General features: G+C 69.3%; 16 protein-coding genes. 12 read left to right on the top strand and 4 right to left on the bottom strand.

Translation table 11 applies throughout. The annotated features are described in order from the left end of the window. Positions 1 to 12: 12 nt before the first annotated feature. On the bottom strand, positions 13 to 1,686 hold the full coding sequence (mptB, locus tag EGT67_RS15455; RefSeq protein WP_127917004.1) for a polyprenol phosphomannose-dependent alpha 1,6 mannosyltransferase MptB: 1,674 nt from the start codon (positions 1,684 to 1,686) through the stop codon (positions 13 to 15). A gap of 146 nt (positions 1,687 to 1,832) precedes the next feature. On the opposite strand from mptB, the gene EGT67_RS15450 reads away from it, so the two are divergent. From EGT67_RS15450 to EGT67_RS15415, 8 genes are read left to right on the top strand one after another with little or no spacing between them, the layout of a single operon-like run. Continuing rightward, positions 1,833 to 2,579, top strand: coding sequence for a helix-turn-helix transcriptional regulator (locus EGT67_RS15450; protein ID WP_421958137.1), 747 nt, complete (start codon positions 1,833 to 1,835; stop codon positions 2,577 to 2,579). Positions 2,580 to 2,638: 59 nt separating this feature from the next. Further along, positions 2,639 to 4,084, top strand: coding sequence for a Fe-S cluster assembly protein SufB (sufB, locus tag EGT67_RS15445; RefSeq protein ID WP_127916958.1), 1,446 nt, complete (start codon positions 2,639 to 2,641; stop codon positions 4,082 to 4,084). Further along, positions 4,084 to 5,268 carry a Fe-S cluster assembly protein SufD gene (gene sufD, locus EGT67_RS15440; protein WP_127916957.1) on the top strand — a complete coding sequence of 395 codons (1,185 nt, stop codon included), beginning with the start codon at positions 4,084 to 4,086 and terminating at the stop codon, positions 5,266 to 5,268. The genes sufB and sufD overlap by 1 nt, the downstream gene beginning before the upstream one ends. A 50-nt stretch (positions 5,269 to 5,318) precedes the next feature. Continuing rightward, positions 5,319 to 6,092, top strand: a complete 774-nt coding sequence (gene sufC / locus EGT67_RS15435; protein ID WP_127916956.1) for a Fe-S cluster assembly ATPase SufC — start codon at positions 5,319 to 5,321, stop codon at positions 6,090 to 6,092. A gap of 5 nt (positions 6,093 to 6,097) precedes the next feature. After that, the gene (locus tag EGT67_RS15430; RefSeq protein WP_127916955.1) at positions 6,098 to 7,360 is read left to right on the top strand and encodes a cysteine desulfurase; all 1,263 of its coding nucleotides are present in this window, start codon (positions 6,098 to 6,100) and stop codon (positions 7,358 to 7,360) included. 2 nt (positions 7,361 to 7,362) lie between these two features. Continuing rightward, complete coding sequence (gene sufU, locus EGT67_RS15425; protein ID WP_127916954.1) at positions 7,363 to 7,851, top strand: Fe-S cluster assembly sulfur transfer protein SufU; 489 nt, start codon at positions 7,363 to 7,365, stop codon at positions 7,849 to 7,851. After that, on the top strand, positions 7,848 to 8,252 hold the full coding sequence (locus EGT67_RS15420; protein ID WP_127916953.1) for a metal-sulfur cluster assembly factor: 405 nt from the start codon (positions 7,848 to 7,850) through the stop codon (positions 8,250 to 8,252). The genes sufU and EGT67_RS15420 overlap by 4 nt, the downstream gene beginning before the upstream one ends. 1 nt (position 8,253) lies before the next feature. Continuing rightward, entirely contained in the window at positions 8,254 to 8,739 is a 486-nt protein-coding gene (locus EGT67_RS15415; RefSeq protein ID WP_164877578.1) for a DUF1990 domain-containing protein, read from the top strand. Between the two features lie 4 nt (positions 8,740 to 8,743). On the opposite strand, the gene ku is transcribed toward EGT67_RS15415, so the two are convergent. Continuing rightward, the gene (gene ku / locus EGT67_RS15410; RefSeq protein ID WP_127916951.1) at positions 8,744 to 9,574 is read right to left on the bottom strand and encodes a non-homologous end joining protein Ku; all 831 of its coding nucleotides are present in this window, start codon (positions 9,572 to 9,574) and stop codon (positions 8,744 to 8,746) included. A gap of 195 nt (positions 9,575 to 9,769) precedes the next feature. On the opposite strand from ku, the gene EGT67_RS15405 reads away from it, so the two are divergent. Further along, the gene (locus EGT67_RS15405) at positions 9,770 to 10,765 is read left to right on the top strand and encodes an alkaline phosphatase family protein (protein ID WP_241566049.1); all 996 of its coding nucleotides are present in this window, start codon (positions 9,770 to 9,772) and stop codon (positions 10,763 to 10,765) included. 4 nt (positions 10,766 to 10,769) lie between these two features. Here EGT67_RS15405 and EGT67_RS15400 read toward each other — a convergent pair whose 3' ends face one another. Together EGT67_RS15400 and EGT67_RS15395 are read right to left on the bottom strand one after the other, a co-directional pair. Then, positions 10,770 to 11,885: a lycopene cyclase family protein gene (locus EGT67_RS15400; protein ID WP_127917002.1), complete on the bottom strand. Its 1,116-nt coding sequence runs from the start codon at positions 11,883 to 11,885 to the stop codon at positions 10,770 to 10,772. After that, on the bottom strand, positions 11,882 to 12,652 hold the full coding sequence (locus EGT67_RS15395) for an SDR family oxidoreductase (RefSeq protein WP_127916950.1): 771 nt from the start codon (positions 12,650 to 12,652) through the stop codon (positions 11,882 to 11,884). Before EGT67_RS15395 ends, EGT67_RS15400 begins: the two co-directional genes overlap by 4 nt. 131 nt (positions 12,653 to 12,783) lie before the next feature. Between EGT67_RS15395 and EGT67_RS15390 the strand changes: the two genes are divergently transcribed. The 3 genes from EGT67_RS15390 (at position 12,784) to EGT67_RS15380 (ending at position 15,328) form a co-directional block, all read left to right on the top strand. Further along, positions 12,784 to 13,146 carry a VOC family protein gene (locus tag EGT67_RS15390; protein WP_127916949.1) on the top strand — a complete coding sequence of 121 codons (363 nt, stop codon included), beginning with the start codon at positions 12,784 to 12,786 and terminating at the stop codon, positions 13,144 to 13,146. A gap of 222 nt (positions 13,147 to 13,368) precedes the next feature. Beyond that, on the top strand, positions 13,369 to 15,000 hold the full coding sequence (locus EGT67_RS15385) for an ABC-F family ATP-binding cassette domain-containing protein (protein ID WP_127916948.1): 1,632 nt from the start codon (positions 13,369 to 13,371) through the stop codon (positions 14,998 to 15,000). A 106-nt stretch (positions 15,001 to 15,106) separates the two neighbouring features. Next, positions 15,107 to 15,328, top strand: coding sequence for a helix-turn-helix domain-containing protein (locus EGT67_RS15380; RefSeq protein ID WP_127916947.1), 222 nt, complete (start codon positions 15,107 to 15,109; stop codon positions 15,326 to 15,328). The last annotated feature ends 48 nt before the right edge of the window (positions 15,329 to 15,376 follow it).

The following is a 15,376-nucleotide window of genomic DNA, read 5'->3' as shown; positions in this document are numbered from 1 at the left end:
GCCCCGACCGGATCAGGCATGTCCGGTGGTCCCGGGCTGGCCGGCCCAGAGCAGCTTGTTGCGGGTGAGGAGCATCAGCGTGATGCTCGCGATCGCGGTGGCGATGGCGGCCTGGACGATCATGAACGGCTCGTACTCGGCGCCGTTGGGCATGAGAATCACGCTCACGAACGACGAGAACGCGATGGCCGGGATCCGGAACACCGGGCGGGTGGCCCATGCGGCGAGCGGGATGACCGCCCACAGCAGGTACCACGGCTGCACCACCGGGAAGAGCAGGACGATCGCGCCCAGGGACACGCCCAGCGCCCCGACCGGGTGGATCCGTCCGACCAGCACGGCGACCAGCATGCGCACCGTGATGAAGGCCGCGATCAGCGACGCGATCGGCCGGGTCAGGCTCAGCACCGCGGTGGTGTGGTCGCCGAGGCCGAGCAGCACCCCGACCAGGCCGGTGCCGAGTCCCAGCAGGGTCGGGATCGACATCCAACTGCGGACCTCGGTGGCCGTGGCGAGCGTCTGCGTCCAGCCCATGCCGAGCCCGCTCGCGACGCTGACGAAGACGGTCACCGCGATCGCGACCACCCCCAGCAGGGCCGCGGCCGACACGAGTGCCTTCAGATTGGCGCCCCACCTGCGGGCGAGTGCCATTCCCACGAATCCGAGTGCGAGCAGCGACGGGATCTTGATCGTCGAGGACAGTGCGATCAGGGTGGCGCCGGCGAGCAACAGGAGCAGGGTGCGTCCGCGAATCGGATCCTTGCTCTCGACGGCCCGCAGCGCCAGTTCCACACCGGCGAGCATCAGGCCGATCATCAGGGCCTCGTTGTGGATGCCGGCGACCAGGTGGAAGAGCACCAGGGGATTCATGGCGCCCAGCCAGAGCGCGCTGACCGCCGAGACGCCGCAGCGCCGGGCGAGCCGGGGCAGGGCCCACACGATCATCGCGACGCCCGCGAGCGCGAGCAGACGGTGCAGGAAGATGCCGGCGACGATGTTGTCGCCGGTGAGCCAGGTGATCCCGCGGCCCATCCAGAGGAACAGCGGGCCGTAGGGCGCCGGGGTGTCGCGCCAGATGGTGGGCACGGTCCGGGTCAGGACGTGGTCGACGCCGAGTGCCCCGGCGGGGCCGATCTCGTACGGGTCGAGGCCGCGCGCGGTGATCTCGCTCTGCGCCAGGTAGGAGTAGACGTCGCGACTGAACATCGGCGGCGCCACTGTGAGAGGTATCACCCACAGCAGCAGGGTGCGGTCCAGTTGGGACCGGGTCAGCTGTCGCGGTGGACGTCCGCCGCGGAGGCTGCCGACCGCGAACCGGCCCAGCAGCAGCCAGGCGAGGACCACCATGACGGTGCCGGTCATGGCCATGCTCAGCGTCGCGCTCGGCATGCGTGCCGGCAGGCCCAGGACCCGCAGGCCCTGGACGGGGTTCTGCAGGACGGGCTGCGCGCCGGCGCCCAGCGCACCGACCGCCATGAGCACCGCGCCGGTGGCGCCGAACAGGCGTATCCAGTGCAGTTGGCGGGTTTCGGCGGCGTCGAGGCCCGGAGCCTCGGTCTCGTCGCCGTGAAGGGCGTCGGCTACCGACGGGCGGTGCGAGCGCCCGTCGATCCCGAGCGCACGCTTGGCGAAAGTCTTGGCGCGATCGACCCGGAACCGGGCCGGGGCATCCGACTCGTGATCCATCTCGGTCTGCGGCACACGGTGCAGCGTAGCGGTGCGAACGAAGTGCTCCGGCCAGGGCCGAACCGGCACGTACGGGGACGGTGTGGCGCCGATGACACAGGGCACCCTTCGTGGACCGCCGCGTCGAATTCCGTCACACTGGTGTTGTGAAATCGGAAGCGGCTCGACGCTCGAGTGGAGAAAGTGCAGGTCACGCACCTGTTCAGGTCTCCGCGGGTTCGTCGCTGCCCGTTACCGGTGCGCACGAAGGACACACCCGCGCCGCGGTCGTGCAGTTGCTCGTCGAGGAGGGGCCGATCTCGGCCACCGACATCGGCGCCCGGCTCGGCCTCAGTGCGGCCGGCGTCCGACGGCACCTGGACGCGCTCATCGAGGCGGGTGAGGCGCAGGAGGCCAGTGCGGCCAGCTGGCGGCAGCGTGGCCGCGGGCGTCCGGCCAAGCTGTTCCAGATCACCGCGGCGGGTCGGGGGAAGCTCGGCCACACGTACGACGACCTCGCGGGTGCGGCGATGCGGCAGCTGCGCGAGATCGGTGGCAACGCGGCCATCGAGGACTTCGCCCGACGCCGGGTGCAGTCCATCGTCGGCGAGGTCGCGCCGGTGAGTGACAGCGAACCGGAAGCGGTCGAGTCCACGGCGGAGGAGATCGCGGAAGCGTTCACCTCGGCGGGATTCGCGGCGTCGATCCGTCCGGTCGGCAACGGCGTGCAGATCTGCCAGCACCACTGCCCGGTCTCGCACGTCGCCGAGGAGTTCCCCGAACTGTGCGAGGCGGAGCGGGCGGCGTTCGCCGAACTGCTCGGACGTCACGTGCAGCGTCTGGCGACGATCGCGAACGGGGATTGCGCCTGCACCACCCACGTCCCCCTCGCAGTACCCCGAAAGACCCCATAGATGTTCTCTCCGGTGCACAGCTCACACCGGTACGTAACAAGACTCCGGAAGGAGCTCGCATGACCGTCACACCAGACCAGGTGACACCCGAGGCGCCACTCTCTCAAGAAGAGACGATCGCCTCGCTGGGCAACTACGAGTACGGCTGGGCGGACGCCGACGTCGCCGGTGCCAGTGCACAGCGAGGTCTGTCCGAGGACGTCGTGCGGGACATCTCCGCCAAGAAGAACGAGCCCGACTGGATGCTCGACATCCGGCTCAAGGCGCTGCGCACCTTCGACAAGAAGCCGATGCCGCACTGGGGTTCGAACCTCGAGGGCATCGACTTCGACAACATCAAGTACTTCGTGCGGTCCACGGAGAAGCAGGCCGAGAGCTGGGAAGACCTGCCCGAGGACATCAAGAACACGTACGACAAGCTGGGCATCCCGGAGGCCGAGAAGCAGCGCCTCATCGCCGGTGTCGCGGCGCAGTACGAGTCCGAGGTCGTGTACCACCAGATCCGCGAGGATCTCGAGGCGCAGGGCGTCATCTTCCTCGACACCGACTCGGGTCTGCGTGAGCACCCGGAGCTGTTCCGCGAGTACTTCGGCACGGTCATCCCGGCCGGCGACAACAAGTTCTCCGCGTTGAACACCGCGGTGTGGTCCGGTGGATCGTTCATCTACGTGCCGCCGGGCGTGCACGTCGACATCCCGCTGCAGGCCTACTTCCGGATCAACACCGAGAACATGGGCCAGTTCGAGCGGACGCTGATCATCGTCGACGAGGGCGCCTCGGTGCACTACGTCGAGGGCTGCACCGCGCCGATCTACAAGTCCGACTCGCTGCACTCCGCGGTCGTCGAGATCATCGTCAAGAAGGGCGGCCACTGCCGCTACACGACGATCCAGAACTGGTCGAACAACGTCTACAACCTGGTGACCAAGCGCACCAAGGTCGAGGCGGGCGGTTCGATGGAGTGGATCGACGGCAACATCGGTTCCAAGGTCACGATGAAGTACCCGGCCGTGTGGATGATGGGCGAGCACGCCCGCGGCGAGGTCCTCTCCGTCGCGTTCGCCGGCGAGGGCCAGCACCAGGACACCGGCGCGAAGATGCTGCACCTGGCGCCGCACACGTCGTCGACCATCGTGTCGAAGTCGGTGGCCCGCGGCGGCGGACGCGCGTCGTACCGCGGCCTGGTCCAGGTCAACAAGGGCGCCCACGGGTCGAAGGCGACCGTCAAGTGTGACGCCCTGCTGGTCGACCAGATCAGCCGCTCGGACACCTACCCGTACGTCGACGTCCGCGAGGACGACGTGACGATGGGCCACGAGGCCACGGTGTCGAAGGTCAGCGACGACCAGTTGTTCTACCTCATGAGCCGCGGTCTGACCGAGGACGAGGCCATGGCCATGGTGGTGCGAGGGTTCGTCGAGCCCATCGCCAAGGAGCTGCCGATGGAGTACGCCCTCGAGCTCAACCGCCTGATCGAACTGCAGATGGAAGGGGCGGTGGGCTAGTGAGCACCCCCGTGACGGGAGTACAGGGCGCGGCGGCCGGCGAGAACGCCGTCCCCGCAACCAACAAGGGTGAGGTCTTCACCTCGTTCGACGTGAATGCGTTCGAGGTGCCCGGTGGCCGCGACGAGGCGTGGCGGTTCACCCCGCTGCGCCGGCTGCGCGGCCTGCACGACGGCTCCGCCGTCGCGTCGGCACCCGCCACCGTCGAGGTCGACGGCGACGTGCAGGTCGAGACCGTCGGGCGCGACGACGCCCGCCTCGGCCAGGGCGGCGTTCCGTTCGACCGTGTTGCCGCGCAGGCGTACTCGTCGTTCGAGTTGGCCACCGTGGTGACCGTCGGACGTGAGACCGAGGTCGCCGCACCGGTCCACATCAAGGTCACCGGCCCGGGCGAGGGCGAGGTCGCGTTCGGCCACCTGCAGATCCGGCTCGAGGAGTTCGCCAAGGCGACCGTCGTCCTCGACCAGAAGGGCAGCGGCACCTACGCGGAGAACGTCGAGTTCGTGCTCGGCGACAGCGCGTCGCTGACGGTCGTCGCGGTCCAGGACTGGGCTGACGACGCCGTGCACACCGCCGCGCACCACGCGATGCTCGGCCGGGACGCGGTGCTGCGGCACACGTCGGTCAGCCTCGGCGGCGACCTGGTCCGCATCACCCCGACCGTCAAGTACTCCGGCCCCGGCGGCGACGCCGAGATGCTCGGCCTGTACTTCGCCGACGCCGGTCAGCACTTCGAGCACCGTCTGCTGGTGGACCACTCGCAGCCGCACTGCAAGTCCAACGTCGTGTACAAGGGTGCGCTGCAGGGTGATCCCGAGTCGGGCAAGCCGGATGCGCACACCGTGTGGATCGGCGACGTCCTGATCCGCGCCGAGGCGGAGGGCACCGACACGTTCGAGCTCAACCGCAACCTCGTGCTCACCGACGGGGCGCGGGCCGACTCCGTGCCGAACCTCGAGATCGAGACCGGTGAGATCGTCGGCGCCGGACATGCCAGCGCCACGGGACGTTTCGACGACGAGCAGCTGTTCTACCTGCGGGCCCGGGGTATCCCCGAGGACCAGGCCCGGCGGCTGGTCGTGCGTGGCTTCTTCCACGAGATCATCAACCGCATCGCCGTTCCGGAGGTGCGCGAGCGCCTCGAGGCTGCCGTCGAGGCCGAACTGGCCGCGGTCGGCGCCTGATCCGCCGCCTCTCCACCGATACTTCGCCGATAACCCGCATAGGAAATCGAATGTCTACGCTTGAAATCCGCGACCTGCACGTCAACGTCGCCAACTCCGACGACAACGCCGAGCCGATCAACATCCTCAAGGGTGTGAACCTGACCGTCAGCTCGGGCGAGACCCACGCCATCATGGGCCCCAACGGCTCGGGCAAGTCCACCCTGTCGTACGCGATCGCCGGCCACCCCAAGTACGAGGTGACCTCCGGCTCGATCACCCTGGACGGCGAGAACGTCCTGGAGATGAGCGTCGACGAGCGCGCCCGTGCCGGCCTGTTCCTCGCGATGCAGTACCCGGTCGAGGTGCCCGGCGTCTCGATGTCCAACTTCCTGCGCACCGCGGCCACCTCGGTCCGTGGCGAGGCTCCCAAGCTCCGCCACTGGGTCAAGGAGGTCAAGGAGGCGATGACCGAGCTCGAGATCGATCCGACCTTCGGTGAGCGCAGCGTCAACGAGGGCTTCTCGGGCGGCGAGAAGAAGCGCCACGAGATCCTGCAGCTGGGTCTGCTCAAGCCGAAGATCGCGATCCTGGACGAGACCGACTCGGGCCTCGACGTCGACGCCCTGCGCGTGGTCTCCGAGGGCGTCAACCGGTACAAGGAGCGCGAGAACGGCGGCATCCTGCTGATCACGCACTACACCCGCATCCTGCGCTACATCAAGCCCGAGTTCGTGCACGTGTTCGTGAACGGACAGGTCGTCGAGTCCGGCGGTGCCGAGCTCGCCGACGAGCTCGAGGCCAACGGCTACGTGCGCTTCACCCAGGCCGGGGCGGGAGCGTAGTCCGGATGACCACCACGGTGCCCGCGCTGGACGTCACCAGGATCCGGGAGGACTTCCCGATCCTGGGGCGGACCGTGCGCGACGGAAAGCCCTTGGTGTACCTGGATTCCGGCGCGACGTCGCAGCGTCCGGTGCAGGTGCTCGACGCCGAGCGGGAGTTCCTCACCACGTGCAACGCAGCGGTGCACCGCGGTGCGCATCAGCTGGCTGAGGAGGCCACCGACGCGTACGAGGGTGCCCGCGCGGCGATCGCCTCGTTCGTCGGTGCCGATCCGGACGAGCTGGTGTTCACGAAGAACGCCACCGAGTCGCTCAACCTCGTCGCCTACGTGTTCGGCGACGACCGCTTCGACAAGGTCGTCGGACCGGGTGACGAGATCGTCGTCACCGAACTCGAGCACCACGCGAACCTCGTTCCGTGGCAGGAGCTTGCGCGTCGCACGGGTGCGACGCTGCGCTGGTACGGGATCACCGACGACGGTCGTATCGACCTGGATTCGCTGGAACTGACCGACAAGGTCAAGGTCGTCGCGTTCACGCACCAGTCCAACGTGACCGGGGCGATCTCCCCGGTCGCGGAACTGGTCCGCCGCGCGCAGGCGGTCGGCGCGATCACGGTCCTGGACGCGTGCCAGTCGGTCCCGCACATCGCCGTCGACTTCCGTTCCCTCGGTGTCGATTTCGCGGCGTTCTCCGGGCACAAGATGCTCGGCCCGTCGGGGGTCGGCGTGCTGTACGGCCGCCGTGACCTGCTCGCATCGATGCCGCCGTTCATCACGGGCGGTTCGATGATCGAGACGGTCACGATGGAGGGCAGCACCTACGCGCCGCCGCCGCAGCGGTTCGAGGCCGGTGTGCCGATGACGTCGCAGGTCGTCGGGCTCGGGGCGGCCGTGAAGTACCTGCAGGACATCGGCATGGACGCCGTCGCGCAGCACGAGCACCTGCTCGTCACCGCGGCCCTCGAGGGCCTCGCAGGCATCGACGGGGTGCGGATCGTCGGCCCCACCGACGGTGTCGACCGCGGCTCGGCCGTGTCGTTCCTGGTCGACGGGATCCACGCCCACGACCTCGGGCAGGTCCTCGACGACGACGGCGTCGCCGTGCGCGTCGGGCACCACTGCGCGTGGCCGATGCACCAGCGGTTCGGCATCGCCGCGACCGCGCGGGCGTCGTTCGCGCTGTACAACACCCTCGACGAGGTCGACGCGCTGATCGCCGGCATCCGGCGGGCGCAGGACTTCTTCGGCGTGAGCGGAGGTAACTGACGGTGCGTCTGGAGCAGATGTACCAGGAAGTGATCCTGGACCACTACAAGCACCCGCACGGGCGCGGACTGCGCGATCCGTTCGGTGCCGAGGTGCATCACGTCAACCCGACGTGCGGTGACGAGATCACGCTGCGCGCGCACCTCACCGACGGTGAGGACGGCCGACCGGTCGTCGCGGACATCTCGTACGACGGTCAGGGCTGCTCGATCAGCCAGGCGTCGACGTCGGTGCTGTTCGACCAGATCGTCGGCATGCCGCTGGACGAGGCGCTGCGCACCGTCGACGCATTCAACGAGATGGTGAGCAGTCGCGGCACCATCGAAGGGGACGAGGACGTCCTCGGCGACGGCATCGCCTTCAGCGGTGTCTCGAAGTACCCGGCGCGCGTCAAGTGCGCGCTGCTGGGATGGATGGCTTTCAAGGACGCCGTTGTTCGAATAGTCGACGACGAGAACGACCTGGCTCGAACCGGAGGACAGACATCATGACGGACACCCAGGCCGAGCAGGCCCAGACCGAGACCACCGAGGCCGAGGCGACCGCCGCGTACGGCGCGACCCTCACCCCGGAGCGCCTCGACGAACTCGAGGAGGCGATGCGTGACGTCGTCGACCCCGAACTTGGCATCAACGTCGTCGACCTCGGTCTGGTCTACGACTTCAAGGAGATCGACGAGAACGGCGTCGACGTCGTGCTGCTCGACATGACGCTGACGTCCGCGGCGTGCCCGCTGACCGACGTCATCGAGGAGCAGTCCAAGCGGGCGCTGGTGAACAGCAGCCTGTGCGACGAGCTGCGGATCAACTGGGTCTGGATGCCGCCGTGGGGCCCGGACAAGATCACCGACGACGGCCGCGAGCAGCTGCGCGCCCTCGGGTTCACGGTCTAGTCTGTCCGCCCGACAGCTGACCTATCGGGAGGTCGGTGCCACCGCCGGCGAGCTGCCGGTCGGCTACCGGCACCTCCGCGAATCGGTACACATCGGACGCGGCGAGGACACGTTCCTCGCCGCGTCCGACGCGTTGATGCGCTGGGACGTGCACCGGCGCGCGGGTCTACGCGTCCAGGCCGATGCGCCGACCGCGGTCGCCGGGACCGATGTCGTGCTGCGGTGGCTCGGGTTCGCGATCCCGTGCCGCGTGGTCTACGTGATCGACGAACCGGACCGGCGGGGCTTCGCCTACGGGACCCTGTCGGGGCATCCGGAGTCGGGGGAGGAGCGGTTCTGCGTCGAGCGCCTGCCGGACGGTTCCGTGGTCGCAGCGATCACCGCGTTCTCCCGGCCGGGCCGATGGTTCACCAGTCTCGGTGACCCAGCCGCCCGTGCCGTGCAGCGCTACGTGACGCGGCGCTACCTGCGGGGGTTCGCGGGCTGACCGATCAGGCGCGCTTGCGTCGGGGCTTCTTCTCGGGGGCGGGCTTCACTTCCTCCCCGGCGGCCTCGAGGCTGCGCTGCAACGCGGCGACCAGGTCGACGACCTCGGCGTCGGCGCCGGCCTCGACGCGCTCGGCCGCCGGGATCACCTTCTTGCCGCCGCTGGCGATGGCGTCGTCGAGCAACTGGCGCAGTTCGATCTGGTAGTCGTCGGTGAACTCCGTCGGGTCGAAGTCCTCGGCCATGCTGTCGACGAGGGTGCCCGCCATCTTCAGTTCCTTCGCCTTCGGTTCCTCGGCGTCGTCGAGCGATGGGAACTCGGCGGCGCGCACCTCGTCCGGCCACAGCAGCGTCTGGATCACCAGCACGCCGTCGCGTTCGCGCAGCGCCGCCAGGCGCGTCTTCTGGCGCAGCGTGAAGTGCACCAGCGCGGTGCGGTCGGTCTGGGCGAGCGTCTTCGCCAGCAGCACGTACGCCTTCGGCGACGACGAGTCGGGTTCGAGGTAGTAGCTCCTCTCGAACAGGATCGGGTCGATCTGTTCGGTGGGGACGAACTGCAGCACCGGGATCTCGTGTTTCTCGGCGGCGGGAAGCTTCTCGAAGTCCTCGTCGGTGAGGATGACGCGGTCACCGTCCTCGGAGTCGTAGGCCTTGTCGATGTCGGCGAACTGCACGGTCTGCCCGCACTCGCTGCACACGCGGTTGTATTTGATCCGCCCACCGTCCTTGGCGTGGACCTGGTGGAAGCGGATGTCGTGGTCCTCCGTCGCGGAGTACACCTTGACCGGCACGTTGACCAGCCCGAACGCGATGGAACCTTTCCAGATTGATCGCATGCACCCCACTATCACCCAGATCGGTGGGTCGTGGGCGCCGCGGTGCGAAGATCATCACCATCTCGAGACATTTCGGCTACTTCCGTGCGACCGTCCGGGGGCCGCGAGGTATCTGCGGAGAACACCGGACGAACCGTGGTGCAACAATTGCGACAAAGCGCGACAATTGGTCTAGTCCGATCCAGGCTGTTGCTCGTGGCAAACAACATCACATCCCCCAAGGCCCTGTCCCTCCTCCTCGCCGCGGGCACGCTCGCGGCCGGTGTCGCCGCGGCGGCCGCCGGCACCGCGGCGGCCGCACCGGCGCCGGTCACGAAGACGGTCGTGATCGACCTCGACGGCACGATGCTCGACTACGTCAAGTCCGCGAACACCCCGAACCTGCACCGTCTCATCGCCGAGGGCACCAGCGGGCAGTCCTCGATCCTCGGCCACCCGACGATCTCGGGCCCGTCGTGGTCGACCATCCTCACCGGCGTGTGGCACACCAAGCACGGCGTGGTCGACAACTCGTACAACGGCGCCCGCTACGACCTCTACCCGACGGCATTCACCCGTATCGAGCAGGTCAAGCCCGAACTGCGCACCGCGTCGATCGCGACGTGGGGTGGCATCGCCACCATCTCGAACTCCGGCACCCCGAAGGCCGACGTCGTCGTCTCGACCCCGGGTGCGGGCAGCGACGCCGCGACGGACACGGCCACCGCGACCGCCGTCGCGTCCGAGATCGCCACCAACGGATCGGACTTCGTGTTCACCCAGCTGGACCAGGTGGACGGCGCCGGGCACTCGTCGGGCACCGCCGGATCCGAGTACACGCCGGCGCTCGAGCGCGTCGACGCCGAGGTCGGCAAGATCGTCGACGCCGTCGACGCCCGCAGCAAGGCCACCGGCGAGAAGTGGACCATCCTCGTCACCTCCGACCACGGCCACAAGCCGACCGGCGGCCACGGCGGCCAGAGTGCCCAGGAGGCAACGACGTTCGTGATCGCGCGCGGTGCCGGCTACCAGGCGGGCGCCACCGCCGACGACTACACCATCGCCGACATCACGCCGACCGTCCTCGACAACCTCGGTATCGCGCACCCTGCCGACCTGGACGGTGCGCCCCTGCCGAGGACCGCTCCGCCGGCGACCGGGTCGCTCGGATTGCTGCCGTCGTGGATCCCGACCGGCCCGCTCGGTTCCTAGCAGGTCACCGTCGGACGCCGGCCCGGGCCAGCGTCCGACGGATCGGCGGCGGTGCGGTGCGGAACAACTCCCACATCGTGCGCATCGTCCCGACCGCGTCGGCGCGCCGCGACAGGTAGGCGCGTTGGCGCGCGACCGGCAGGGCGAAGAAGGCGTCGAAGAACTCCGTGGTGCTGTCGGGGTCGAGCCGGAGCAGGGCCGAGAGTCCGACGTCCCGCAGCGATCGGACCGCGCGAGCACGCCACGGCCACAACGCCTTTCCGGGATCGCGCCCGGTGGCGAGTGCGGCGACGATGTCGTCGGCCGCGCTCAGCGACGCCGCGACGCTGTATCCGGTGCCGGGGTGGAGCAGGCCTGCCCGGGCCCCGAACGCGGCCACGTCGGTGCGGCCGCGCGGAGCATCGACGGGGAACCTGACCCGTTCCACCTCGAGGTTCGCGGGCGGTTCCACGCCGCGGGCCAGCAGGCGGGCGTCGAGGCGCCGCCGCAGCTCGTCCAGTGGCAGCCCCGGCCGGCCGACCAGGCACGTCTCCTCGAGCAGGACGGTGTCCTCGCCGAGCGGCACGGCGTACAGGAACGACGGCGGATCACCCGGCGCGGTGCCGTTGTCGCGGCGCCAGTCCATGAACCAGCATGCGGCGTCGCCCATCGCCGGCGCCGCCGCCGCGGTGGGCAGAACCAGGCCGAACGCGGTCTGCTCGGCGAGCGCGGCATCCGGGCGCAGGCCCCGTGCGTCGATCACCCGGGCCGCCCGGATCTCGGTGCCGTCGCGCAGCACGACGGCGTTCGACGTGACGGTGGCCGCGGATCCGGCCACCACCCGCGCCTCGTCCAGGTCGAGGTGTCGGTGCAGCGCCGCGTTGTCGAGGATCGCGTACTCGCGGTCGAGCACCCTCGAACGGGTGGTCCACACCCGCGGTCGGGGGACCCTCGCGCGCAACACCTCGGGTCCGAGCCAGTGGGGGAGTTCGTCCACCCACGCCGCGTAGGTCGGCGACCACGGCCGGTCCGGGTGCGGGTCGATGCCTACGACGCGCAGCCCGGCGCGGGCCGCGCGGTGCGCGAGCGCCCGGCCGGCGGGTCCGAGCCCGACGACCGCGACATCGGCGGTGGTGGTCAGAGCGCGCCCGTCGCGAGCAGGCCGCCGTCGACGCGCACGGTCTCGCCGGTGATCCAGGCGGCGTCGTCCGACACCAGGAAGCCGACCAGGCCGGCGACGTCCTCGGGGGTGCCGAGGCGCTTCATCGGATAGATCGACGACGCCTGGTCCTCGCCGCCGGCGACGAGGGCGGCGGCGAACTTCGTCTTGACGACGCCCGGGGCGACCGCGTTGACGCGGATCGTCGGACCCAGCTGCCACGCGAGTTCCTCGGTGAGCCGGATCAGCGCGGCCTTGGATGCGCCGTATGCGGCGATGACACCGGTCGACCGGATGCCCGCGACGCTCGCGAGGTTCACGATCGCCCCGCCGTGTTCGCCCATCCAGGCCCGGTACGCCTCCTGCACGTACCCGAGGGCGGCGACGACGTTGACGTCGAAGATCTTGCGGACCGCCTCGAGGTCGGCGTCCATCAGCGCCCCGTACACCGGGTTGATCCCGGTGTTGTTGATGAGGATGTCGAGCGAGCCGAGTTCGGACACCGTCCGCGACACCGCATCGCGGCGCGCGTCCGCGTCGCCGGAGTTGCCCGCGATCGCGACGACGTGCCCGCCGTGGCCGAGGGCGCGCAGTTCCATCGCGGCCTCGTCGAGCGGTTCGGCCTTGCGTGCGGTGACGACGACGTTGGCTCCGCGGGCGAGGAGTTCGGCGGCGATGGCCTTGCCGATGCCGCGGCTGGCGCCGGTGACGAGGGCGTTGCGTCCCTGCAGATCCTTCACGCGTGTCATGGCATCGCACGCTATCGGATCGACTTCCTCCTGGCCGTGAACCCGCCAGGATTCCGACTCGGCCCGAGGCGGATGGCCTGGTGCCGCGCGAGCGTGCCGGCCTGCTCGCCTGCTGTGCAACCATGAGGCGCATGGCCATTTCAGGGGCGCATGTGATCGTCTACAGCCGGGATGCGGACGCCGACCGACGCTTCGTGCGTGACGTGCTCGGCTTCCCGCACGTCGACGCCGGCGGCGGCTGGTTGATCTTCAAGCTTCCTCCGGCCGAGGCCGCCGTGCACCCCTCCGAGTCCGCCGACGGTCCCGGCCACGAGCTGTACCTGATGTGCGACAACCTGGACGCCACACTCCGAGACCTTGCCGAGCGCGGAGTCGAATGCGGCGCCATCTCCGACGCCCGATGGGGCCGGCTGAGCCGGTTCCGCCTCCCCGGCGGCAGCCAAGTGGGCATCTACGAACCCCGGCATCCTCGCGCCACAGAATTGGACGGTTGAGCAACCGCTGCTGCAGCGCGTACACCGATCGCCGGAGCCACCTCGTCGAACGTGGCACCCGGCGTGTGCTCTGTATTCGCAGTCACAGGACCAGGGCGTTGTCGTGCGCCGTGGTCACGGTAAAATCGGTGGTTCTTGTGCTCGTTCGCGGGCAACATGACATGCCGGTCACGCGTCTGCGTGGCCGAAGTTGTGCCCGTGGCTCTTACCGAGGAGATGTGCTTGATTACCGCCACCGACCTGGAAGTTCGTGCCGGTGTGCGGACCCTGCTCTCCGCGCCGGGGTCGGCGCTGCGCGTGCAGGCGGGCGACCGGATCGGGCTGGTCGGCCGCAACGGTGCCGGGAAGACGACCACGCTGCGCATCCTGGCCGGGGAGGGCGAACCGTACGCGGGCGCGGTGATCCGCAGCGGGGACCTCGGCTACCTGCCGCAGGACCCGAAGGAAGGCGACCTCGAGGTCCTCGCGAAGGACCGGGTGCTGTCGGCGCGCGGGCTCGACGAGATCATCAAGAAGATGGAGAAGCAGCAGGCCATCATGGCCGAGGCCGTCGACGACGCCACCCGCGACAAGGCCGTCCGCAAGTTCGGCAACCTCGAGGACCGGTTCTCCGCGCTCGGCGGGTACGTCGCCGAGTCCGAGGCCGCCCGCATCTGCCACAGCCTGGGCCTGCCCGACCGGGTGCTGAACCAGCAACTCAAGACGCTGTCGGGTGGTCAGCGTCGCCGCGTCGAACTGGCCCGGATCCTGTTCGCCGCCTCCGACGGTTCCGGCGGCAAGTCGAACACCACGCTGCTGCTCGACGAGCCGACCAACCACCTCGACGCCGACTCGATCACCTGGCTGCGCGGGTTCCTGCAGAACCACGACGGCGGGCTGATCGTGATCAGCCACGACGTCGACCTGCTGGCCGACGTCGTCAACAAGGTGTGGTTCCTCGACGCCGTCCGCGGCGAGGCCGACATCTACAACATGGGCTGGAAGAAGTACCTCGACGCCCGCGCCACCGACGAGCAGCGCCGCCGCCGCGAACGCGCCAACGCCGAGAAGAAGGCCAGCGCACTGCGGCAGCAGGCCGCCAAGCTCGGTGCGAAGGCCACCAAGGCGACCGCCGCGCAGAACATGGCCAAGCGCGCCGACAAGATGATGGCTGCGCTCGACGACGTGCGGGTGGACGACAAGGTCGCCCACATCCGCTTCCCGGAGCCCGCCCCGTGCGGCAAGACCCCGCTCATGGCCAAGGAACTCACCAAGGTGTACGGGTCGCTGGAGATCTTCACCGGCGTCGACCTGGCGATCGACCGCGGCTCCCGCGTCGTCATCCTGGGGCTGAACGGTGCCGGCAAGACGACGCTGCTGCGGCTGCTCGGCGGTGTCGAAACCCCCGACCTCGGCGAGCTGGTTCCCGGGCACGGGCTGAAGATCGGCTACTTCGCGCAGGAGCACGACACCCTCGACGACAACGCGAGCGTGTGGGAGAACATCCGGCACGCCGCCCCCGACGCCGGGGAGCAGGACCTGCGCGGGCTGTTGGGTGCGTTCATGTTCACCGGCCCGCAGCTCGACCAGCCGGCCGGCACCCTCTCCGGCGGCGAGAAGACCCGCCTCGCGTTGGCGGGGCTGGTGTCCTCGGCGGCGAACGTGCTGCTGCTCGACGAGCCGACCAACAACCTCGACCCGATCTCGCGCGAGCAGGTGCTCGACGCGCTGCGCAGCTACACCGGCGCCGTCGTCCTGGTCACCCACGACCCGGGCGCCGCGGAGGCCCTGAACCCGGAACGCGTCATCCTGTTGCCGGACGGCACCGAGGACCACTGGTCCCAGGAGTACCTCGAGCTCATCCAGCTCGCCTGATTCGTCCCGTCCCCGCTGGCTGAGCGAGTTTTCGGTTTGTTGATCACGCGTCGATCGGTGATCTAGCCTGGAACGTGGAGTCTCGCTCAGCGGACCGGAGGACGTCATGGCGGAGAGCACGGGAATCTCGCGGGGGGCCCGAATAACCGGGGAATCGCGTGACAAGCTCCGCGACGACTTGAAGGCGCAATACGAGGCGGGCGCGAGCATCCGCACCCTGGCCGAACAGACCGGCCGCTCATACGGATTCATCCACAACGTGCTCGTCGAAGCGGACGTGACGTTGCGCCGGCGGGGCGGCCCGAACCGGCGCAAGAAGACGGGGTGACGCCGGTAGAGTCCTCGCCGGCCGCTTCGATACCGCTCGATCCGCATC

The organism is Prescottella agglutinans (genome assembly GCF_004011865.1).
GTDB classification, from domain to species: domain Bacteria; phylum Actinomycetota; class Actinomycetes; order Mycobacteriales; family Mycobacteriaceae; genus Prescottella; species Prescottella agglutinans.
Note: the sequence above shows the minus strand (reverse complement) of the source record. Positions and strands in the feature narration are given on the sequence as shown.